Genomic DNA, 23,340 nt, shown 5'->3' with positions numbered 1-23,340 from the left:
ATTTATATGAGTAAAAATGAGATTGGAGAACTGTATATGTATATTAGTGATTTTTTTATAAATTTGAATTGGAAAGGAATTGTAGAAAATTTAATTACGGCTCTTGTTGTTTCAGGATTTGGTTATTTAGTATCAAAAAAAATTATGAGGGATTTACGTATTTCTAAAGAGATGAAATCCTATGGTTTTAAAGGTGTAGTTGCAATGAAAAACCATACAAAACGAGAGATTAAACAATTATGTAAAGATACTGTAAGATTGGATTTGCTTTTTATATCAGGAATTGGATTTTTTAAGAATAATAAGAGTATTTTAACAAAAGCTATGGAGCGTGGGATGAAAATAAGGCTTTTATGTTCACAGGTAGATACTGTTTTTTTGTCAGATCTTGAACGTCTTGAAGAAAACAATATTCTACGTGAACCTGGAACGAAAATTAGTGATGAGATTAAAGAACTTTTAGAACTATATAGTGATTACATTAAGGATGGGAAGATTGAGATTCGTTATTACTCAACAGAATATAGATTACCCTTTATTATAGCCTATAAATATAAAAAGAATATAAAAACTATTCAAGCGTGGCTGAGGGTTACTCTACCTCCATTTAATTGGTTAACAAATTTTGCATTAGTTGGTGAACGTAAATATAAAATTGGGGATAGTTTTTTTGAAACGGAGAAAGGTAAGATTGATTTTATTTCAATGATGGAAGATCATTTTAGTTGTGTTTGGGAAGTTGCGGATAAGAAACTGAATGAAAAACATGAATAAAAAACATGAATAAAATACATGAATAAAATACACATTTAGAAGAGTCTTAATTTTTTATACCTAAAAAATTTACGTAATAAGTAATACTATGATAAAGCGTAATCTTTGATATATTAAATTCCTATTGTAACAAAAAATTGGACTATGGACTGGACACTTATCCAGTCTTTTCTCTTTCCGAAATGGATTTGAAATATGGTATAATAGAAGCATGGCAAACAAGAATACAAATAAAACAAGACGGAGACCGTCAAAAGCTGAATTAGAAAGAAAGCAAGCTATCCAAAGGATGTTAATTTCCTTAGCCATAGCTTTTTGCTTAATGTTCGCTGCTCTTAGATTAGGAGCAGTGGGACTCACGCTTTATAACCTTATTCGATTACTAGTAGGAAGTCTGGCCTATCTGGTCATCTTTGTCGTCCTAGTCTATCTTTTTTTCTTCAAATGGATTCGGAAGCAAGAAGGTCTAATCTCAGGTTTTCTTTGCATTTTTTCAGGCTTATTGTTGATTTTTGAAGCTTATCTTGTATGGAAATATGGCTTAGAGCAGTCTGTCTTTAAGGGGACTTTAGCCCAAGTTTTGACAGATTTGACAGGCTTTCGTGTGACTAGCTTTGCTGGAGGAGGGCTTCTAGGTGTTGCCCTTTATATTCCAGTCGCCTTTCTCTTTTCAAATATTGGTACTTACTTTATCGGAGCTATCTTAATCTTGATCGGAGCTCTTCTAGTCAGTCCCTGGTCTGTCTATGATGTCGCTGATTTTCTTGGAGCACGTTTTGCACTTTGGATGGAGCGACGTGAGCAGAAGAAACAAGAACGCTTCGTCAAACGAGAAGAAGAAAAAGCTCGTAAGGAAGCAGAGGAGCGAGAAAGATTAGAAAAAGAACAAGCAGAGCAAGCTTTTTTGGATATACCTCCTGTTGATATGGAAACTGGCGAGATTTTAGAAGCTCCCCCTGTTCACTTTGATGATTTACCACCCCTTCCAGAGGAAGAATGGGTAGAACCTGAAATTATTCTCCCGCAAGCAGACTATGATCTTCCTAGCGAAGTTGATATTCCAGAGGAAGCTGAGTTCTTAGATGATGAGGATGTTGAGGTAGATTTTTCTGCTAAGAAAGCCTTGGAATATAAACTGCCAAGCTTGCAACTCTTTGCACCCGATAAGCCAAAAGACCAGTCCAAGGAAAAGAAAATCGTACGCGAAAACATCAAGATTTTGGAAGAAACCTTTGCAAGTTTCGGTATTAAGGTAACGGTTGAACGTGCTGAAATCGGCCCATCCGTTACCAAGTACGAAGTCAAGCCAGCTGTTGGTGTGCGGGTCAATCGTATTTCCAATCTAGCAGATGACTTGGCTCTGGCCTTAGCTGCTAAAGATGTTCGTATCGAGGCACCAATTCCAGGGAAATCCTTAGTCGGTATTGAAGTTCCAAACTCTGAAATTGCGACCGTATCTTTCCGAGAGCTTTGGGAACAATCGCAAACTAAACCTGAAAATCTGCTAGAAATTCCGCTTGGGAAAGCTGTTAATGGTACAGCTCGTAGTTTCGACCTTTCTAAAATGCCTCACTTGCTAGTGGCTGGTTCAACAGGTTCTGGTAAATCTGTTGCAGTCAATGGTATCATTGCAAGTATTCTCATGAAGGCGCGTCCAGACCAAGTCAAGTTTATGATGGTCGATCCCAAGATGGTTGAGTTGTCAGTCTATAATGATATTCCTCATCTTTTGATTCCGGTCGTAACTAACCCTCGTAAAGCCAGCAAGGCATTGCAAAAGGTTGTTGATGAGATGGAAAACCGCTATGAACTCTTTGCCAAAATTGGCGTTCGTAATATTGCTGGTTTTAATGCTAAGGTGGAGGAATTCAACGCTCAATCTGAGTACAAACAAGTACCTCTTCCATTGATTGTCGTGATTGTCGATGAGTTAGCTGACCTCATGATGGTAGCCAGCAAGGAAGTAGAGGATGCTATTATCCGTCTTGGGCAGAAGGCGCGTGCAGCTGGTATTCACATGATTCTTGCGACGCAACGTCCGTCGGTTGATGTTATTTCTGGTCTGATTAAGGCCAATGTGCCGTCTCGTGTGGCCTTTGCTGTATCTTCTGGAACGGATTCTCGAACTATCTTAGATGAAAATGGTGCTGAGAAATTACTTGGTCGAGGGGATATGCTCTTTAAACCAATCGATGAAAACCATCCTGTTCGTCTGCAAGGTTCCTTTATCTCGGATGATGATGTTGAGCGTATTGTTAGCTTTATCAAGGCTCAAGCAGATGCTGACTATGATGAAAGTTTTGATCCTGGAGAGGTTTCTGAGACAGAAGGTGAGTCTGTCTCAGGAGATGAAGGTGGAGATCCGCTATTTGAAGAAGCTAAGGCTCTGGTCATTGAAACTCAAAAAGCGAGCGCATCCATGATTCAACGTCGTTTATCAGTTGGTTTTAACCGAGCAACTCGCTTGATGGAAGAATTAGAGATGGCTGGAGTTATCGGACCTGCAGAAGGAACGAAGCCACGAAAAGTTTTACAACAATAAAAAACGTAAAAATAGTATAAAAATGCATGGAAACTTTATTGAAAAGTTAGTCAAAAATGGTCTAACTTTTTCGATGAAGTTTCTTTTTTTATAGCGATTTCTTTAGAAATAAAGCCATCTGAAAATCGTTTCAGACTTGCCCAATAATTGGATTTTACTTTTACTAGTTTTACCTATTAAACTATTGATTTTTCAAACTGTTTTTGATATATTAAATTGGTATAGAAAAAATTATATGTTTATCCAGAAGTGTTTAAAAATTGAGGAGGATATTTTTTTAAAACAAAATGCAAACGCTTACTTGGTAAACTGAAAGGAACAAAAAAACCGATGGATAAAGGATTATTTGAAAAACGTTGCAAATATAGTATTCGGAAATTTTCATTAGGAGTTGCTTCTGTTATGATTGGTGCAGCTTTCTTTGGAACTAGCACTGTTCTCGCAGATTCTGCACAAACAGGTTCAACAGCGAATATGCCAGCTGATTTGGCGGCAGCTCTTGCCAATGCTAAAGAGGATGATGGGCATGACTTTGAAGCGCCAAAACCTGGTGAAGATCAGGGTTCTCCTGAAGTAACTGAAGGACCAAAGACTGAAGAAGAATTGCTGGCAAAAGAAAAAGAAACTGCAACTGCAACAAGCTCAGCAGCTTCAGATACTCTTCCTGAAGAACTACGTGGAAAACTTGATAAGGCTGAAGAAAATGGCCGCACTGCCTCAAAAGAAGAACTAGAAAAAGAAGATAAAAGCCTAGTCCCAGAAGATGTTGCTAAAACAAAAAATGGGGTATTAAACTACGGTGCGACTGTCGAAATTAAAAGTGCTGCAGGGCTTGGTAGTGGTATCGTTATCGGGGAAAATCTCGTTTTGTCTGTTTCTCATAACTTTATCAAAGATGTTCCAGATGGCAATAATCGTAAGGTAGCTGATAATGTTGAAAGTGATGACGATGTTTATACAGTTTCTTACAAAGGGGCACCGGACGTCAAATTCAGTAAGAATGATGTGAAACACTGGGATCGTGAAGGTTTCCTAAAAGGTTATAAAAATGACTTAGCCATTGTCAAACTTCGCAGTCCACTTGCAAATGCTCCAGTTGAAGTTTTGGATAAACCATCTACAATTAAGGTGGGAGATAAGGTGCATGTTTTTGGTTATCCAAAAGGCGAGCTCGATCCGATTTTGAATACCACTGTTGAAGCTATTAACAATCACGGAGAAGGTGTTCGTGGCATTAGCTATCAAGGAAGTGAACCTGGTGCCAGCGGTGGTGGAATTTTCGATGAAAATGGGAAATTGATTGGTATTCATCAAAATGGTGTATCTGGTAAACGTAGTGGAGGTATTCTCTTCTCACCTGCTCAGCTAGAGTGGATTCAAAACTACATCAAGGGTATTGAAACAACGAAACCAGCTGGTCTAGATGCTCTCGATAAACAAGTTGAGGACAAGGAAGAAAAACCAAAAGAGGATAAACCTAAGGAAGATAAGCTAAAAGAAGAAACACCAGCAGAAAATAAACCTGCTGAAAACAAGCCAGCTGAGAACAAGCCAGCAGAAAATAAACCTGCTGAAAACAAGCCAGCAGAGAATAAACCAGCTGAATCAAAAGAAGTTTCTCCAGAATGGAAAACAGTTGAAAATAAAGACCAACAGGGAACAGTAACAATCCGTGAAGAAAATGGAGTTCGTTACAACCAACTAGCTTCAACTGCTCAAAATGACAATGGTAAGAAACCAGCCTTGTTTGAAAAAGATGGTTTGACAGTCGATGCTAATGGAAATGCCACAGTCGATTTGACCTTTAAAGAAGAATCTGAAACAGGTAAATCACGCTTTGGTGTCTTCATGAAATTCAAAGACACTGATAACAACGTTTTTGTAGGTTATGACCAAGGCGGATGGTTCTGGGAATACAAGTCAAATGGAAGTGGACTTTGGTACCAAGGTGGACGTGTTGCAGCTCCTGTTAATGGCTCAACCAACCACTTGACCATCAGTCTTAAATCAGATGGACAACTTAACGCAACAAACAATGATGTCAAACTTTTTGACACACTTACCTTACCATCTGCTGTAAATGACAAGCTCAAAGATGAGAAGAAAATCGTTCTTAAGGCTGGAAGCTATAGCAGTGAGAGAACCATTGTCAATGTTAAAACAGATGACCAAGAAGGCGTGAAAAACGACCAAGAGGCTGCTGAAAAAGAAAAAGGTGATACAGTAGACGATAGCAAAGTCAAATATGACACGATCGAATCTACAGTATTGAAAGCAGTCATCGACCAAGCCTTCCCACGTATTAAAGAGTACGTCCTTAATGGTAACAAGCTCCCAGGTCAAGTGCAACCGATTAATCAAGTTGTGATTAACAAGCACGCTGTGACTCCTGAAGTTACCTATAAGAAGGTCAATGCAACGACTGCCGAGTATGAAATGAAACTCCGTGATGAGGAAAATCTCATCAATGCAGATATGACCGTTCGTTTGCAAGTGGTGGACAACCAACTTCACTTTGATGTGACTAAGATTATCAACCATAACCAAGTTACACCAGGACAAAAGATTGATGACGAACGTAAATTACTTTCTTCAATCAGCTTCCTAGGAAATGCCTTGGTATCTGTTTCAAGCGATCAAGCGGGAGCTAAGTTTGATGGGGCAACCATGTCAAACAATACTCACGTCAGTGGTGATGACCATATCGAAGTAACAAATCCAATGAAAGAATTAGCCAAAGGCTATATGTACGGATTTGTTTCAACAGATAAACTCGCTGCTGGTGTATGGAGTAACTCGCAAAATAGCTACGGTGGTGGTTCTTACGACTGGACACGTTTGACAGCTTATAAGAATACGATTGGCAATGCTAACTACGTGGAAATTCATAGCTCTGAATGGCAATGGGAAAAAGCCCACAACGGAGTTGTCTTCCCAGCATACACTCAAGAACTTCCAAGTGCAAAAGTTGTCATCACAGAAGATGCCAATGCTGACCATAAGGTTGACTGGCAAGATGGTGCGATTGCTTACCGTAGTATCATGAACAACCCACAAGGATGGGAAAAAGTTAAAGACATTACTGCTTACCGTATCGCTATGAACTTTGGTTCACAAGCGCAAAACCCATTCCTCATGACCTTGGATGGTATCAAGAAGATTAACCTCCATACAGATGGTCTTGGACAAGGTGTTCTCCTTAAAGGTTATGGTAGTGAAGGTCATGACTCTGGACACTTGAACTATGCTGATATTGGTAAACGTATTGGTGGTGTCGAAGACTTCAAGGCTTTGATTGAGAAAGCGAAGAAATATGGAGCTCATCTAGGTATTCACGTTAACGCTTCTGAAACTTATCCTGAGTCTAAATACTTTAACGAAAATATTCTTCGTAAGAATCCAGATGGAAGCTACAGCTATGGTTGGAACTGGCTTGACCAAGGTATTAATATCGATGCAGCTTATGACTTGGCTCATGGACGTTTAGCGCGTTGGGAAGAATTGAAAAACAAACTTGGTGAAGGTCTCGACTTTATCTATGTGGACGTTTGGGGAAATGGGCAATCAGGTGATAATGGAGCCTGGGCAACTCACGTTATTGCGAAAGAAATTAACAAACAAGGTTGGCGTTTTGCTATTGAGTGGGGCCATGGTGGTGAATATGATTCTACCTTCCAACACTGGGCAGCTGACTTGACCTACGGTGGCTATACAAATAAAGGTATTAACAGTGCCATCACTCGCTTTATCCGTAACCACCAAAAAGATTCTTGGGTTGGGGACTACAGAAGTTATGGTGGTGCAGCTGACTACCCACTTCTAGGCGGTTATAGCATGAAGGACTTCGAAGGATGGCAAGGACGTAGTGATTATAACGGTTATGTAACCAACTTGTTTGCTCATGACGTTATGACTAAGTTCTTCCAACACTTCACAGTCAGCAAATGGGAAGATGGTAAACCAGTAACCATGACTGACAATGGTAGTACCTATAAATGGACTCCAGAAATGAAAGTTGAGTTGGTCGATGCTGCAAATAACAAGGTTGTGGTAACTCGTAAATCCAATGATGTCAACAGTCCACAATATCGTGAACGAATTGTTACGCTTAACGATCGTGTGATTCAAGATGGTTCAGCCTACTTGACACCTTGGAACTGGGATGCAAATGGTAATAAGCTTGAAAGTGACAAGGAAAAAATGTACTACTTCAATACTGAAGCAGGTGCAACAACTTGGACACTTCCTAGCGACTGGGCAAATGGTAAGGTTTACCTTTATAAACTAACTGACCAAGGTAAGACTGAGGAAAAAGAAGTTGCCGTGAAAGACGGTAAGATTACCCTTGACCTCACTGCAAATCAGCCATATGTTCTCTATCGTTCTAAACAAACAAATCCAGAAATGTCATGGAGTGAAGGAATGCACATCTATGACCAAGGATTTAACAGTGAATCTTTGGATCATTGGAAGATTTCGGGAGATGCTTCTAAGGCTGAAATCGTGAAGTCTCAAGGTGCAAACCAAATGCTCCGCATCCAAGGCAATAAAGAAAAAGTTAGTCTCACTCAAAAATTGACTGGCTTGAAGCCAAATACTAAATACGCAGTCTATGTCGGTGTAGACAACCGTAGTAATGCTAAAGCAAGTATTACCGTTAATACTGGTGAAAAAGAAGTAACCAACTACACCAACAAGTCACTAGCTCTTAACTATGTAAAAGCCTATGCTCACAATACTCGTCGAAGTAATGCAACAGTTGATAACACAAGTTACTTCCAAAATATGTATGCTTTCTTCACAACAGGTTCAGATGTATCAAATGTAACCTTGACCTTGAGTCGTGAAGCAGGCGATGAAGCAACTTACTTTGATGAAATCCGTACTTTTGAAAATGAATCAAATATGTACGGGGATGGTCACGATACTGCAACAGGCGTCTTCAAACAAGACTTTGAAAATGTTGGTCAAGGTATCTTCCCATTTGTCATCGGTGGTATCGAAGGTGTTGAAGACAACCGTACTCACTTGTCTGAAAAACATGGACCATACACACAACGTGATTGGAATGGCAAGAAAGTTGATGACGTTATCGAAGGAAATTGGTCACTCAAGACAAATGGTCTCGTAAGTCGTCGTAACTTGGTTTACCAAACAATTCCACAAAACTTCCGCTTTGAAGCAGGCAAGACCTATCGTATTACATTTGACTATGAAGCTGGATCTGACAATACTTATGCCTTTGTAGTCGGTAAGGGAGAATTCCAATCTGGTCAAACGAACAATATGGAAGTGCATGAATTGCCAAATACTTGGACAGATTCTAAGAAAGCGAAACGTGCAACCTTCCTAGTAACAGGTGCAGAAACTGGCGATACATGGGTAGGTATCTACTCTACAGGCAATGCAAGTAACACTCGCGGAGACTCAGGTGGTAATGCTAACTTCCGTGGCTACAATGACTTCATCATGGACAGACTTCAAATCGAAGAAATTGTCTTGACTGGTAAGATGATGACAGAAAATGCTGTCAAGAACTATCTTCCAACTGTTGCTATGACCAACTACACCAAAGAAACAATGGATGCTTTGAAAGAAGCAGTCTTCAACCTCAGCCAAGCAGACGATGATATAAGTGTAGAAGAAGCTAAGTCTGAAATTGCTAAGGTCAATGCTCTTAAAGATGCTTTAGTGATGAAGAAAACAGCTCTTGTAGCAGATGACTTTTCAAGCCTAAGTGCTCCTGCTCAGGCTCAAGAAGGTCTTGAAAATGCCTTTGATGGCAACGTGTCAAGCCTATGGCATACATCATGGAGCGGAGGAGATGTTGGTAAACCTGCAACTATGGTCTTGAAGGAACCAACTGAAATCACAGGCTTCCGTTACGTTCCACGTGGTTCAGGTTCAAATGGTAACTTGAGAGATGTGACTCTTGTAGTAACGGATGAAACAGGTAAGGAACATACCTTCAATGCAACCAATTGGGCTAACAATAATAAACCAAAAGATATTGACTTTGGTAAGACTATCAAGGCTAAAAAGATTGTTCTAACTGGAACGAGAACCTACGGTGATACTGAAAACCAATATCAATCAGCTGCGGAATTGATCTTCGCTCGTCCACAGATTGCTGAAACTGGTCTTGATACTACAGCCTATGAAGCAGCCTTGGCTAAAGCTCAAAAATTGACTGATAAGAGTAATCAAGAGGAAGTAGCAAGTGTTGTTGCCAGCATGAAATTTGCAACAGATAATCATCTTTTGACAAATAGAATGCTTGAATACTTTGCAGATTATCTCGACCAATTGAAAGACCAAACACCTACTCCAACTCCAGATCCAGAACCTAAACCTGAAACTCCAACTTCAAGCAAGGGAGATGAATCAGCCCCAGTTGTTGACCTTCCAGAATTCACAGGTGGTGTAAATGGTGTTGAAGCCGCAATCCATGAAGTTCCAGAGTACACAGAATCAATCGGTACAGCAGGCGCTGAATCAGCCCCAGTTGTAGAGGTTCCAGAATACACTGGCGTTCTTGGCACAGCAGGCGATGAAGTAGCCCCAGTTGTAGAGGTTCCAGAATACACTGGCGTTCTTGGCACAGCAGGCGATGAAGTAGCCCCAGTTGTAGAGGTTCCAGAATACACAGGAGTTCTTGGCACAGCAGGCGATGAAGTAGCCCCAGTTGTAGAGGTTCCAGAATACACAGGAGTTCTTGGCACAGCAGGCGCTGAATCAGCCCCAGTTGTAGAGGTTCCGGAATACACTGGCGTTCTTGGCACAGCAGGCGATGAACCAGCCCCAGTTGTAGAGGTTCCAGAATACACAGGAGTTCTTGGCACAGCAGGCGATGAACCAGCACCAGTTGTAGAGGTTCCAGAATACACTGGCGTTCTTGGCACAGCAGGCGATGAAGTAGCGCCAGTTGTAGAGGTTCCAGAATACACAGGAGTTCTTGGCACAGCAGGCGATGAGCCAGCGCCAGTTGTAGAACTTCCAGAGTATACAGGAGTAGTTGGAACGGCAGGAGAAGAAGTAGCTGTAAACGAAGTTCCAGAATTCAAGGGTGGAGTTAACGCAGCAGAAGCAGCTGTGAGCCAAGCACCAGAATTCACAGGTGGTGTAAATGGTGCCGAATCCGCAATTCATGAAGTACCAGAGTTTACCGGAGGTGTGAATGGAAGTGATGGCGCAATCCATGAAATTCCAGAATACAAAGGCCAAATTGGTACAGTAGGTAACCAACCTGCCCCTGTAGTGGAAAAACCAGAGTATCGAGAAGATTTAGTAGAGAATAAAGATACATCTAAAGAGTCACATTCAAATGTTCTTCCAAATACGGGTGAACATAATTCTGAAACATCTCTCTTCATCGCTAGTGTCAGCATGGCAGTTTCAGCAGCACTCTTAGCTGTCAAAAGAAAAGAAGATTAAAATACAAAAAAGTTTTCAATAAAAGAGAGCTTAAAACTCCACAATCACTGTAGTGGAGAAAAAGAAAACCCAGAGAGGACCCTCTAGGTCCTCTCTTTTTCTAAAGGGGAATGATAGCGCTTACTCCTTGTGAGCGTATGAAAGGAAATAGGAAAAAATGGGAAAACATTTTTTTGAGAAACGGTGTCATTACAGTATACGTAAATTTACAATCGGCGCAGCTTCTGTTATGATTGGTGCCAGTATCTTTGGAACTGGTATGGTTCAAGCTGCTGAAACAGAAGGACCTGCAGAGACAGAAGGTACGGTAACACAGGCTCAGCCTCTGGATAAACTGCCAGCAGATATAGCAGCAGCTATTGAAAAAGCAGAAGCAAGTACTGGAACTGTAGATGAACAACCTGCAGCGTCAGAAACTGGAGCAACTGCAGCTGAAACAACTACTCCAAAACCAACTGAAACTCCTGCTCCTAAGGAAGAAGTAGCTTCAAAACCAGCTACAAATCCTAAAGAGGAAGCAGCTTCTGAGGCGAAACCAGTTGCAACTCCTGCGACCAAAGATGTAGTTGAAACACCAGATGTCAATCATCTTGAAAAAGCTACTGCTACAGCCTCTAACCATGAAGCCAACACACCATTTACAGCAGAAAAGGCAATCGACGGTAAACCTGATACTCGTTGGGCTACTGACCAGAACGTTGAGAAACCAACAATCGAATTTACACTTGAGAAGACAACTGTGATTAAGCATGTGGAGATTGATTGGGACCGCCGTCTTCGTGGTGAACAAAACGATCCAAACATCAAATCTTGGAATCTCTACTATGCTGGTCAAGATGATGTGAATGGTTCAGGAGCTAAAGAATGGAAATTAGCTCATCAACGGACAGGAACTCCGGTTCTAGATGAAAAAGTTGATTTAAAAGAAGCCATTCAAGCTAAGTATCTTAAACTTGAAATCACAGACTATCAAGCTGGTACTATGAACTGGAAGAATGTCGGAATTCAAGAAATTCGTGCTTATTCAAACATTCCAGATGCCAGCAAACCGACAGATATTCGTCAAGTTACAGAATTAACAGTTGCTGAAGATGGAAAATCACTTGTATTGCCTAAATTACCTGGTCAAGTTAGCTTGATTGGTAGCAACAAACAGGGGGGTGTTGATCTTAATAACAAAATCTACAAACCCCTAACAGACCAACGTGTGAAAGTTATGGTTCAACAGATTAAGGATAGCCATACCTTCACAAAAGAATTTGAAGTTCTTATTAAAGGATTACATGCAGACGAAGGTGTTGGAACCAAACCAGCAGTTGCGCCAGCAGTCCAACAATGGTATGGAACTGAAGGGAAAACTTCTATTACTTCAGAAACTGTCATTTCAGTTGGAGATTCTGGATTTGACAAAGAAGCGAAGTTCTATCAAACAGACCTTGAAAATCGTGGTTTGGAAGTCGCAACAGGTGGTCAAGAAGCACAAAGCCGCATTGAGTTTAAAAAGGTTGAAAACAAGGGCTATGGAAAAGAAGGCTATGGTATCACCATTAAAGATGGAGTTATCACTGTAGAAGCTGCAACGAACGCAGGTGCCTTTTATGCTACTCGTACTCTTCTTCAGATGGGAGAAAAAGACTTACAGAACGGTGAAATCCGTGACTTTCCAAGCTTCAGTCACCGTGGTTTCATGCTAGACACAGGTCGTAAGTTTATCCCTTATGATACGCTTGTAGATATCATGCTCAACATGGCCTACTACAAAATGAATGATCTTCAGTTACACTTGAATGACAACTATATCTTCCTAAAAGATCACTTGGCTGGTAAAAATCTTTCTCAAGATGAAGAACTAGATTATGTTCTTAAAAATGCCAAGACAGGCTTCCGTGTAGAAACGGATGTTGTTGGTGAGAATGGTGAAAAATTAACATCAAAAGAGCATTACACCAAGGAAGAAATGCAACAGATCATTAGACTTGCTAAAGACTTGCATATCAACCTTGTTCCTGAAATTGATACACCAGGTCACGCCCTCTCATTTGTTAAAGTTCGTCCAGATTTGATGTATAAGGGACAACTTAGTGCGAGAAAACACAATGTAGAACGTGTAGCTATGCTAGACCTGGATAACAAGTACGAAGAAACGCTTGCTTTTGTCAAATCAGTCTATGATAAATTGCTCGATGGCGAAGACGCACCGCTCCATGGTGTATCTACAGTTCATATCGGTACAGATGAGTACTATGGAAGTCCAGAAAGTTATCGTCGCTATGTCAATGACCTCATCAAGTATATCAAAGGCAAGGGCTTAACACCACGTATTTGGGGTTCACTCTCTGCTAAACAAGGAACTACGCCAGTTGATTGGAAAGATGTAGAAGTGGATATCTGGAGTCTGGGATGGCAACGCCCAGCAGCTGCCATTGCTCAAGGTGCTAAGATTATCAATATCACAGATATTCCAACCTATAGTGTTCCAAGCGGAAGCAATAGTCAAGGTGGTTACGGAGACTATGCAAGTTATGAGCGCCAATACAATAGTTGGACTCCAAATGACTTTACAACAGGTGGAGGACCACGCCTAGAAGCATCTAATCCAAATATCATCGGTGGTGGTCACGCTGTATGGAATGACAATATTGACCTTCACGAAACTGGACTTACTTCTTACGATATCTTTAAACGCTTCTTCAAGAGTATGCAAACAACTGCAGAACGCACTTGGGGATCTGATCGTGCAGGTAAGACTTTTGCAGAGCGTACCTTGCCAACAAGTGTTTATGCACCGCAATCTAACCCTGATAAGACAGTAGAAGAAAGCGACTTGTTCAAGATCAATCCAGAAACTATCAAAGATTATCTTGCTAAGAAAGTACAGAAGACTGAAGCAGGTTTGAACTTCGAAAAAGATAGCACTATCGAAGGTCTTGTTGGTGATGTTGGTCCTAGTCATGTCTTGAAATTGGATGTTACTGTAACTGGTGATGGTCAACAAACCTTCTCAACTAGCGGAGACAACCAACTTTATCTTGCGGATAAGGATGGCTACCTCGCTTATAAATTTGAACAATTCCATATCCAATTTAACAAGAAACTCGAGAAGAACAAACGTTATCAAATCTCTGTTGTAACCAAACCACAAGTGACTGAAGTTTATGTAGATGGTGAAAAGGTTGAACGTATTGCAAATCCTGCTTACCCTCGCTTTGCTCACAATAGTTTAGTTCTACCTCTTGAAACAATCGGTGGCTTCAAAGGAATCTTGCATAGCGCTGAGTTGTCAAATGAAGCATTTGTAAACCCACGTTTGATTCCAACGGATCACTTTACAGCTTCTGCAACGAGTCAGGAAACACCAGGAACCAATGCAGAAGGTCCAGTAGAAAAAGCCTTCGACAATGATCCAAATACCTTCTGGCATTCAAAATGGACTGGAGACCATGCTCCTTATACAGTTGCTATGAACTTGAAAGCAGCAGAAAAAGTAAATGGCTTAACCTATCTTCCACGTCCAGGTGGTGGCAACGGAGTCGTGACTTCTTACGAAATCTATGCTCAAAAAGATGGTCAAATGGTTAAAGTTGCTTCAGGAACTTGGGAAAATAATAGTAAAGAGAAGACTGTTAACTTTGATGCAGTTGAAACGGATAAGGTAGAATTTAAGGTCTTATCAGGTGTCGGTGGATTTGGTAGTGCCGCAGAAATTCAACTACTCAAGCCACTTTCTGATAGCGAATCAGAAGAGCCAGTTGCTCCAGAAAAACCAGTGACTCCAGAGAAGCCTGTAACTCCAGAAAAACCTAAAGTTGAGGAAATGGGAGATGGTACAACTGAACTTGCTGATAACTTTGTAGCTAGCAAACCTGCTAGTGACGACGTAGTTACTGCTGCAGCACAAAGTCAAGACTATCTCAAAAAAGAATACAAGGTCTTCCCAACACCACAAAAAGTAACTTATGATGAAGGTGTTACGAAACTCCATAAACAAGTCAATCTTGTCATGGGAGATCAATTAGACATCTATACTCGCAACCGCTTGAAGAGTGTTCTGCAAGATCATCAAATCTCATACACAAGCAGTCAAACAGCAGTGGCGGGTGCTACTAACATCTACCTTGGTGTTCATGGTCAAAATTCACAGGCTGAAAAAGAAGTGTCTGGAATTTCTCAAGGACTCTTTGATAAGATTGATGCCTATGCCTTGTCAATTAAGAACAATACAATCTCTATCGTCGGTAAAGACACAGATGCTGTCTTTTACGGTTTAACGACTCTCAAACACATGCTTAATGAGAGCGAGGCACCAGTCTTGCGTAATGTAACAGTTGAAGACTACGCTGAAATTAAGAACCGTGGCTTTATCGAAGGATACTATGGTAACCCTTGGAGCAATGCTGATCGTGCAGAATTGATGCGCTATGGTGGTGACTTGAAGTTGACTCAATACTTCTTCGCACCAAAAGACGATCCATACCACAACAAGAAGTGGCGTGAACTTTATCCAGAAGAAAAACTTGCAGAAATCCGTGAATTGGCACGTGTCGGAAATCAAAACAAAACTCGTTATGTATGGACCATTCACCCATTCATGAACAATCGTATCCGATTCGGAAACGATGCTGACTACCAAAAAGACCTTGAAACTATTAAGGCTAAGTTCACTCAATTGATGAACGTCGGTGTCCGTGAGTTCGGTATTTTGGCAGATGATGCTCCAAGTCCAGTTGGTGGCTACAATAGCTACAACCGCTTGATGAAGGACATGACAGACTGGTTGACTGAAAAACAAGCAACTTATGTTGGCCTTCGTAAGGAAATGATTTTTGTCCCTGGTCAGTATTGGGGTAATGGACGTGAAGATGAGTTGAAAGCACTCAACGAAAACCTTCCAACCTCGACTTCTATGACCCTTACTGGTGGTAAGATTTGGGGTGAAGTGTCAGAAAACTTCCTTTCAAATCTTAAGAATAACCTTACTGCAGGTGGTAAGACCTACCGTCCAGTTTCTCTATGGGTCAATTGGCCTGTTACAGATAACTCTAAACAACATTTAATCTTGGGTGGTGGTGAGAAATTCCTTCATCCGAATGTAGATCCTAGTCTCCTTTCAGGAATCATGTTGAACCCAATGCAACAATCTGAGCCTTCTAAAATTGCCCTCTTCTCTGCAGCTCAATATGCATGGAAACAATGGAAGTCTGAAGAAGAAGCTAAGAAAGTAAATGACATCGCCTTTAACTTTGTTGAAAACGGTAAGTTTACAGATAGCGAAGCATCAGTTGCCTTCCGTGAACTTGGTAAACACATGATTAACCAAAACATGGATGGTCGTGTTGTTAAGTTGGAAGAGTCTGTTGAACTTGCACCGAAATTGGCAACCTTCATGTCTAAGTTGAAAGCTGGTCAAGATGTCAGCGCAGAGCGTCAAGAATTGCGTGCAGAATTTGCTAAACTAAAAGCTGCAGCACAACTTTATAAAGCATCTGGTGATGAAAAGATGCGTGCTCAAATCCACTATTGGTTGGACAATACCATTGACCAAATGGATGCCTTGAGTGCTCTTCTTGATGGTACAGAAGCTATCGAAACCAATGATTCTGCAAAACTTTGGGATAGCTACTATAAGGGATTGAAACTATATGAACAGTCTCAAACTTATACCTTCCATTATGTAGACCATGATGAGAGAGCTGAGTTGGGTGTTCAACATATCCGTCCATTCTTGCTTGGCCTTCGTGAAATCCTTGCAACAGAAGTTCAAAAAGCCTTGCATCCTGACCAAGTCATTAGTACCTTTATCACAAACCGTACAGGTGTCGAAGGTGGACTTGCTGAAGTAACTGACGGAGATTTAGGAACACATGCATTAATCAAATCGCCAAACAGTATCAAGACTGGTGATTACATTGGCTTGAGATTTAATAAAGCTGTTTCAATTCAAAACTTGACCTTTGCAATGGGAACTCAAGCAAATCCTCGTGATACCTTTAACAACGCTAAGGTTGAGTATCTCAATGAAAATGATGAGTGGGTAACCCTTTCAGAACCAAGCTACACTGGTAATGAGCCTCTTCTTAAATTTGAAAATCTCAATATCAATGCTAAAGCTGTTCGCATGATTGCGACTTCAGATCGTGAGAACACTTGGTTTGCTGTACGAGAAATCGCTGTGAACCGTCCTGTAGAAGTTACTCGTGCTAAACAGTCAGCTACTTTGACTATCAGTCCAAATCTTATGTACAAGTACAACACAACAGTTGGTCAAATTACAGACGGACGTGATAATACGGAAGCTATGCTTGCAAATGCTGATCGCACTGATACAACTCCTGTTGATGGTTGGGTACAACTAGACTTGGGTGAAGTCAAACCTGTGACTAAGGTTCGTCTTGTTCAAGGATCAGGAGATAAATTGGCAGAAGGTGTTCTTGAGTATTCTACAGATGGAACTTCATGGCAAGAGTTGGATCGCTTGACTGGTGAACAAACTAAAGAAATTGAAACTCCAATTTCAGCTCGCTACGTCCGTGTTCGCAATACTAAGAACATCAACCTATGGTGGCGTATCGCTGACTTCTCAGTTGAAACACGTGCAGGCAATAGCGAATTGACTGATACAAACGTTGAAAGCTTGAAGTCAACTCCAGTTTATGATAGCCTAGGCCGTTATGACCTGCAAATTCCAAGCGGAACTAAGCTTCCAGCTCATAGCTACTTGGGTATGAAACTTGATCGTCTTCACCAAGCTGAAAGCATTCAAGCACTTGGTACAGCAAATCCATCCCTCAACTTGGAATACTCTCCAAACGCCCAAGAATGGTATTCAGCTGATCAAGTGACTGATAAGTCCTTGGTACGTTATGTTCGTCTGTTTAATAAGACTGATCAAGAACAAGCAGTGACAGCAACATCTCTACTTGTTCAGACCAAAGAAGTTCAACCAACCACACTTGATTCTACATCAATGGGAATCCATCCGACATACGGTAGAAATGATGTTCGTAAGATTAAGAACTTGGATCAATTGTTCGATGGTGTTTACAATAATTTTGTAGAATTCTCAGATTATGCTCGTAAAGATGGTCATATCACTCTTAAACTTGGTAGCGAACGTGACATCAAGAAGATTAGAGCTTACATCCAAGACGGCACTCAAAACTATCTTCGGGATGGTAAGATTCAGGTCAGTCAAGATGGTAAGACTTGGACCGATGTTGTCACTGTTGGTGACGGCGTTGCCAATGAAACTCGTGATGATTCCTTGACAGATGGATGGACACATGATTCTAAGATGCCAGGAAATCGTTACATCGAGGGTGAACTTTCAAGCCCAGTTAAAGCCAACTACCTCCGCGTTCTATTTACAGCAGACTACGATGCTCGTTTTGTAGGCTTCACTGAGTTGGTTATCAATGATGGTGAATTTGTGAAACCAATCAATGACCCAACTGTAGAAGGAAACAGCGGTGAAAGCCAAGGCAACCTTTACACTAATATTGTTGATGGTAAAGTCTTGACAAGCTACAAGGCTGAGAAAGAACAAGGTGAGCTTGTCTACCACTTGTCAGAACCGACAGATGCAAATCATATCCGACTTGTTTCAAGTCTTCCTCAAGGAGTGAAAGCTCGTGTGCTTGCTCGTACTCTGAAAGAAGATAAAAAAGATGCTTGGACAGATTTGGGCGCAATTACCTCAAACTTCCAAACATTTGCTGTCAGAGATAAGTCTCCATTATTGGATGTCAAACTTGTTTGGGAAGGTGGCAAACCAGAGTTCTACGAAATGACTACATTCCACCAAGAACTTCCGGAAGAACCAGAGCAACCAACTCCAACTACAAGTAAGGGTGATGAAGCAGCCCCAGTAGTAGAAGTTTCAGAGTACACAGGAGCAATTGGCACAGTAGGCGAAGAGCCAGCCCCAGTAGTAGAAGTTCCAGAGTACACAGGAGCAGTTGGCACAGCAGGCGAAGAGCCAGCTCCAGTAGTAGAAGTTCCAGAGTACACAGGAGCAGTTGGCACAGCAGGCGACGAGCCAGCTCCAGTAGTAGAAGTACCAGAGTACACAGGAGCAGTTGGCACAGCAGGCGACGAGCCAGCTCCAGTAGTAGAAGTCCCAGAGTACACAGGAGCAATTGGAACAGCAGGTGACGAGTCATCTCCAGTAGTAGAAGTTCCAGAGTACACAGGAGCAATTGAAACAGCAGGCGACGAACCATCTCCAGTAGTAGAAGTTCCAGAATTCACAGGTGGAGTAAACGGTGTTGAAGCAGCTGTTCATGAAGTACCAGAGTACACTGAAGCTATTGGCACAGCAGGCGATGAAGCAGCACCAGTAGTAGAATTCCCAGAGTTTACTGGTGGAGTAAATGGTGTCGAAGCAGCTGTTCATGAAGTTCCAGAGTACATTGAAGAAAATGAAGCAGCAGATAAAATCCAACCACCAGTAGTAGAAGTCCCAGAATTTACAGGTGGAGTAAATGGTGTCGAAGCAGCTGTTCATGAAGTTCCAGAGTACACTGAAGCTATTGGTACAGCAGGTGACGAAGCAACACCAGTAGTAGAAGTCCCAGAATTCAAGGGTGGCGTTAACGCAGTCGAAGCAGCTGTTCATGAAGTTCCAGAGTACACTGAAGCTATTGGTACAGCAGGTGACGAAGCAGCACCAGTAGTAGAAGTCCCAGAATTCAAGGGTGGCGTTAACGCAGTCGAAGCAGCTGTTCATGAAGTACCAGAGTACACTGAAGCTATTGGTACAGCAGGTGACGAAGCAGCACCAGTAGTAGAAGTCCCAGAATTCAAGGGTGGCGTTAACGCAGTCGAAGCAGCTGTTCATGAAGTTCCAGAATACACAGGAGCAATTGGCACAGCAGGTGAAGCAGCTATTCATGAAGTCCCAGAATTTACTGATGGAGTGAATGGTGAAGCAGCAGCTGTTCAGGAAGTAAGCCCAGAATTCACAGGTGGTGTCAATGGAGCAGAAGGAGCTATCCATGAGGTTCCAGAATACACAGATGAGCAGTCTCTTGTAGCTCTTACTATGTCACAAGATAAGACTTATCAAGCACCTGCAAGTCATCCATACAAACTCCCAGAGACAGGCACTAAAGAAAATGCTGGCCTTGCAGCCGTAGGTCTTGTAGGAGCACTTCTTGGTATGTTTGCTATGGGAAAGAAAAAAGACGACGAATAAGATGATGTAAAAGCATTCGAGTCATAGAGATTGGATCAAGAGACTAATCTCGATTATAAAAAGCGGACAGAACTAGTTTTCTGATGAACAGAATCTGGTCTTGTTCGCTTTTTCTTAAAGTGAGGAAGCTGATGGCCACTGAAGTTCTTTGACCAGAATATTTTTAACTTGGGACGAAGAACTTTCGATTGGGTTAAGTCGCAAGCCAATTTCTACCATTTAGGATGTTTTGATGACAATTTAAGAAAGAGCAATCTTTTCCTGGAAATAAATGCTAAACTATGATTGTTCCTAAACATGATTTAGTAGATCGGTAGTCTGGTTCAACCCTAAAAGAATAGAGCAGATCTTACAAGTTAATCAGAAGAGTCATTGTCAGCTTAGCTTTAGAGGTAGCTAGTAGAGAAAAGTAAATCTGAAATTTGATGTTCTCTTGTGAGTAAGACTAAGGAGTTATTCTATTCATTTATTTGTAGAAAGCTTTGGGGAGTATCTATGAAATTTAAGAAATATATCTTTCCTTTAGCACAAGCCTGCTTGGGTTTGTATTTATTTGCTAATGGAGGTAGTTTAATCAATTTGGATATTGGAGTTATCCTTGTTTTACTATCTATGATCAAGGGAGTAGAAATCTATAACGAGGAAAGAAAACACAGATGAGCTTTCTTAGTAAGTAGAGATGCTGGAGTTAAGGAAAGAAGAGGTATTGATGTGCAAAAGTTGAAAAATATTTTAAAATTTATAGGAATGATCTTACTGATTATAAATGTAAATACATTTCCCATGAGAATGCTGACTCTCGAAGACTCTAGTTCTCTATCCTTAAAGTGGACGACTAGTATTGGGTATTTGGTACTTGCTACCTTCTTGCTAGTTGCTGTTTGGAGACAGTATAAAAAGAAAGTTCCAGACCAGCAGAAGACTCTCAAATTTACCTGGAAGGATTTTGGAATAGCCCTTTTATTTTATGTGGCTACTCGACTAGTAGCGATTGTAGGTACCCTCCTAATCCAAGTGGTTACTGGAAATCCAACATCCGCTAACGATGCTGCCTTGCTGGCTACAAGCGAGCAGGTCACTCGTGTTTTTCCTCTATTTTTCATCGCCTTTCATTTTGCAATTGGTATATTTGCTCCAATCATGGAAGAATTAGTATTTAGAGGATTCTTCAGCCACTATTTTTTTAAAGAAGATCAAAAGTGGTTGAAATTGCTAATAAGTTCTGCGATTTTTGGCTACCTGCATATGTTTTATCCGATAGAGTTTGTAACTTATTTTTTACTAGGAGTGATATTTTACTTAGCCTATGCTCGTAGAGGGAATATCCTTGATTCCATAGCTGTTCATTTGATAAATAACGGAGTTCTAGTACTGGTATCTATTTTAAACTATCTATTTTTAGTTTTTAGCTAATACTCTTCGAAAATCTCTTCAAACCACGTCAGCGTCGCCTTGCCGTATATTTGTTACTGACTTCGTCAGTTCTATCCACAACCTCAAAACAGTGTTTTGAGCAACCTGCGGCTAGCTTCCTAGTTTGCTCTTTGATTTTCATTGAGTATAAAATATATTCAAAAAATGATTGGTTTAAAGGCTGATCATTTTTCTGTTGCAAAGATCAACTTTTGCTGATAAATGCTGAAGATAGCAATAAAAAACCAGCGATTCAATCACTGGCTGTTAGATCGTTCTTTTAGGAAGCTCCATTAGTAGTAGACGTTTTTGTATCTGTTGTTTGAGTGCTAGAAGAAGGAACAGTCGGTTGTTCTTTTTTACTGCTAGTATCTTCTTTCTTATCTTCTACACTACTACTAGATTGTGTTGTCGTCTCTTCTTGTGTGTTGTCCTTTGTAGAAGTATTGTCCTTGTTTGGAGTAGTGTTCTCTTTAGGGGATTCCTTTTGAATCTCTTTTATGACAGTTGTCTGGGTTGTCGTAGTTTCTTTTTTAGAGTTATTATTATTGTTGTTGTTATTCATAGCATTCATGATGGTGATGCTTGCAGTAATCAGCCCCAGAATACTACCGATAGTAGCAATCGTTTTTTGAAAAACAGTAAATCCTTTTTTGATGTGTTCCGTTTTGGGTTTTGATGTTCTACGATAATTAGACATAATATCTCTCCTTTACTAAAATTCATTATACCGAAAATCTTTAAAAAAAACTTAAATGAACCTGAACTGCCTTTCTTGTCGCCTGAACTGTTTCGTGATACAATAGAAGGAGTGATTTTAGAAAGCGTGAGAAACCATGATTTACTTTGATAATTCGGCAACTACAAAGCCCTATCCAGAAGCACTTGAAACCTATATGCAGGTGTCTGCAAAAATTATTGGTAACCCATCTAGTCTCCATCGTTTGGGGGAGCAGGCAACACGAATCTTAGATGCTTCTCGTCAACAGATTGCAGATTTAATTGGTAAGAAAAGCGAAGAAATCTACTTTACATCTGGTGGCACTGAAGGAGATAACTGGGTTATCAAAGGGGTTGCGTTTGAAAAAGCTCAGTTTGGTAAACACATTATTGTGTCTGAGATTGAACACCCAGCGGTTAAGGAGTCTGCTCTTTGGCTGAAAAGTCAAGGTTTTGAAGTGGATTTTGCGCCAGTAGATGAAAAAGGTTTTGTAGATGTAGATGCCTTAGCAAATTTGCTTCGAGCTGATACGACCTTAGTTTCTATCATGGCTGTTAACAATGAAATTGGTTCAATCCAACCTATTGAAGCTATCTCAGAACTTTTAGCAGATAAGCCGACTATCTCCTTCCATGTTGATGCGGTTCAAGCCTTGGCTAAGATTCCGACAGAAAAGTATTTGACAGACCGAGTGGACTTTGCGACTTTCTCGAGTCACAAGTTTCACGGCGTTCGTGGTGTTGGATTTGTCTATATCAAGTCAGGTAAGAAGATTATGCCACTATTAACTGGTGGTGGACAAGAGAGTGATTATCGTTCAACTACTGAGAATGTAGCAGGTATTGCAGCAACCGCCAAGGCTCTACGTTTGTCTATGGAAAAACTTGATTTGTTTACGAACAAAACAAGTCAGATGAAGGAAGTCATCCGTCAAGCCCTTCTAGAATATCCAGATATTTTTGTCTTCTCAGATGAGGAAGACTTTGCACCTCATATTCTGACCTTTGGGATTAAGGGGGTTCGTGGTGAAGTCATCGTTCATGCTTTTGAAGACTATGATATTTTCATTTCTACAACGTCAGCTTGCTCGTCCAAGGCTGGGAAACCTGCTGGGACCCTGATTGCTATGGGCATTGATAAGGATAAAGCCCAGTCAGCAGTTCGTCTCAGTCTAGACCTAGAAAATGATATGAGTCAGGTTGAGCAATTTTTGACTAAATTAAAATTAATCTACAATCAAACTAAAAAAGTAAGATAGGAGTA

The 23,340-nt window shown here is 40.8% G+C and carries 8 protein-coding genes; 7 read left to right on the top strand and 1 reads right to left on the bottom strand.

What is annotated here, in order from left to right; translation table 11 throughout:
* The first annotated feature begins 6 nt into the window (after positions 1–6).
* The 6 genes from QM469_RS04970 (at position 7) to QM469_RS04945 (ending at position 21,356) form a co-directional block, all read left to right on the top strand.
* Positions 7–774 (top strand): hypothetical protein, encoded by a 768-nt coding sequence (locus tag QM469_RS04970; RefSeq protein ID WP_414276167.1) that lies wholly within the window; start codon positions 7–9, stop codon positions 772–774.
* Between the two features lie 211 nt (positions 775–985).
* Positions 986–3,316: a DNA translocase FtsK gene (locus QM469_RS04965; protein ID WP_414276168.1), complete on the top strand. Its 2,331-nt coding sequence runs from the start codon at positions 986–988 to the stop codon at positions 3,314–3,316.
* Positions 3,317–3,646: 330 nt separating this feature from the next.
* Positions 3,647–10,750 carry a SpGH101 family endo-alpha-N-acetylgalactosaminidase gene (locus QM469_RS04960; protein WP_414276169.1) on the top strand — a complete coding sequence of 2,368 codons (7,104 nt, stop codon included), beginning with the start codon at positions 3,647–3,649 and terminating at the stop codon, positions 10,748–10,750.
* 157 nt (positions 10,751–10,907) lie between these two features.
* On the top strand, positions 10,908–19,943 hold the full coding sequence (locus tag QM469_RS04955; RefSeq protein WP_414276170.1) for an SIALI-17 repeat-containing surface protein: 9,036 nt from the start codon (positions 10,908–10,910) through the stop codon (positions 19,941–19,943).
* A gap of 495 nt (positions 19,944–20,438) precedes the next feature.
* Complete coding sequence (locus tag QM469_RS04950) at positions 20,439–20,603, top strand: hypothetical protein (protein ID WP_414276171.1); 165 nt, start codon at positions 20,439–20,441, stop codon at positions 20,601–20,603.
* Positions 20,604–20,726: 123 nt separating this feature from the next.
* Positions 20,727–21,356 (top strand): lysostaphin resistance A-like protein, encoded by a 630-nt coding sequence (locus tag QM469_RS04945; protein WP_414276172.1) that lies wholly within the window; start codon positions 20,727–20,729, stop codon positions 21,354–21,356.
* A gap of 280 nt (positions 21,357–21,636) precedes the next feature.
* Here QM469_RS04945 and QM469_RS04940 read toward each other — a convergent pair whose 3' ends face one another.
* A complete protein-coding gene (locus QM469_RS04940) occupies positions 21,637–22,056 on the bottom strand; it encodes a DUF6556 family protein (protein ID WP_153224782.1) in 420 nt (139 codons plus the stop codon).
* A gap of 136 nt (positions 22,057–22,192) precedes the next feature.
* Between QM469_RS04940 and QM469_RS04935 the strand changes: the two genes are divergently transcribed.
* Complete coding sequence (locus QM469_RS04935; protein WP_153224783.1) at positions 22,193–23,335, top strand: cysteine desulfurase family protein; 1,143 nt, start codon at positions 22,193–22,195, stop codon at positions 23,333–23,335.
* The last annotated feature ends 5 nt before the right edge of the window (positions 23,336–23,340 follow it).

It is taken from the genome of Streptococcus infantis, assembly GCF_047464215.1.
Classification (GTDB): domain Bacteria; phylum Bacillota; class Bacilli; order Lactobacillales; family Streptococcaceae; genus Streptococcus; species Streptococcus infantis_P.
Note: the sequence above shows the minus strand (reverse complement) of the source record. Positions and strands in the feature narration are given on the sequence as shown.

Excerpts from the sequence above, each read along its gene's own strand:
- QM469_RS04970 (WP_414276167.1), top strand. The coding sequence starts at position 7 with ATGAGTAAAAATGAGATTGGAGAACTGTATATGTATATTAGTGATTTT.
- QM469_RS04965 (WP_414276168.1), top strand. The coding sequence starts at position 986 with ATGGCAAACAAGAATACAAATAAAACAAGACGGAGACCGTCAAAAGCT.
- QM469_RS04960 (WP_414276169.1), top strand. The coding sequence starts at position 3,647 with ATGGATAAAGGATTATTTGAAAAACGTTGCAAATATAGTATTCGGAAA.
- QM469_RS04955 (WP_414276170.1), top strand. The coding sequence starts at position 10,908 with ATGGGAAAACATTTTTTTGAGAAACGGTGTCATTACAGTATACGTAAA.
- QM469_RS04950 (WP_414276171.1), top strand. The coding sequence starts at position 20,439 with ATGAAATTTAAGAAATATATCTTTCCTTTAGCACAAGCCTGCTTGGGT.
- QM469_RS04945 (WP_414276172.1), top strand. The coding sequence starts at position 20,727 with ATGAGAATGCTGACTCTCGAAGACTCTAGTTCTCTATCCTTAAAGTGG.
- QM469_RS04940 (WP_153224782.1), bottom strand. The coding sequence starts at position 22,056 with ATGTCTAATTATCGTAGAACATCAAAACCCAAAACGGAACACATCAAA.
- QM469_RS04935 (WP_153224783.1), top strand. The coding sequence starts at position 22,193 with ATGATTTACTTTGATAATTCGGCAACTACAAAGCCCTATCCAGAAGCA.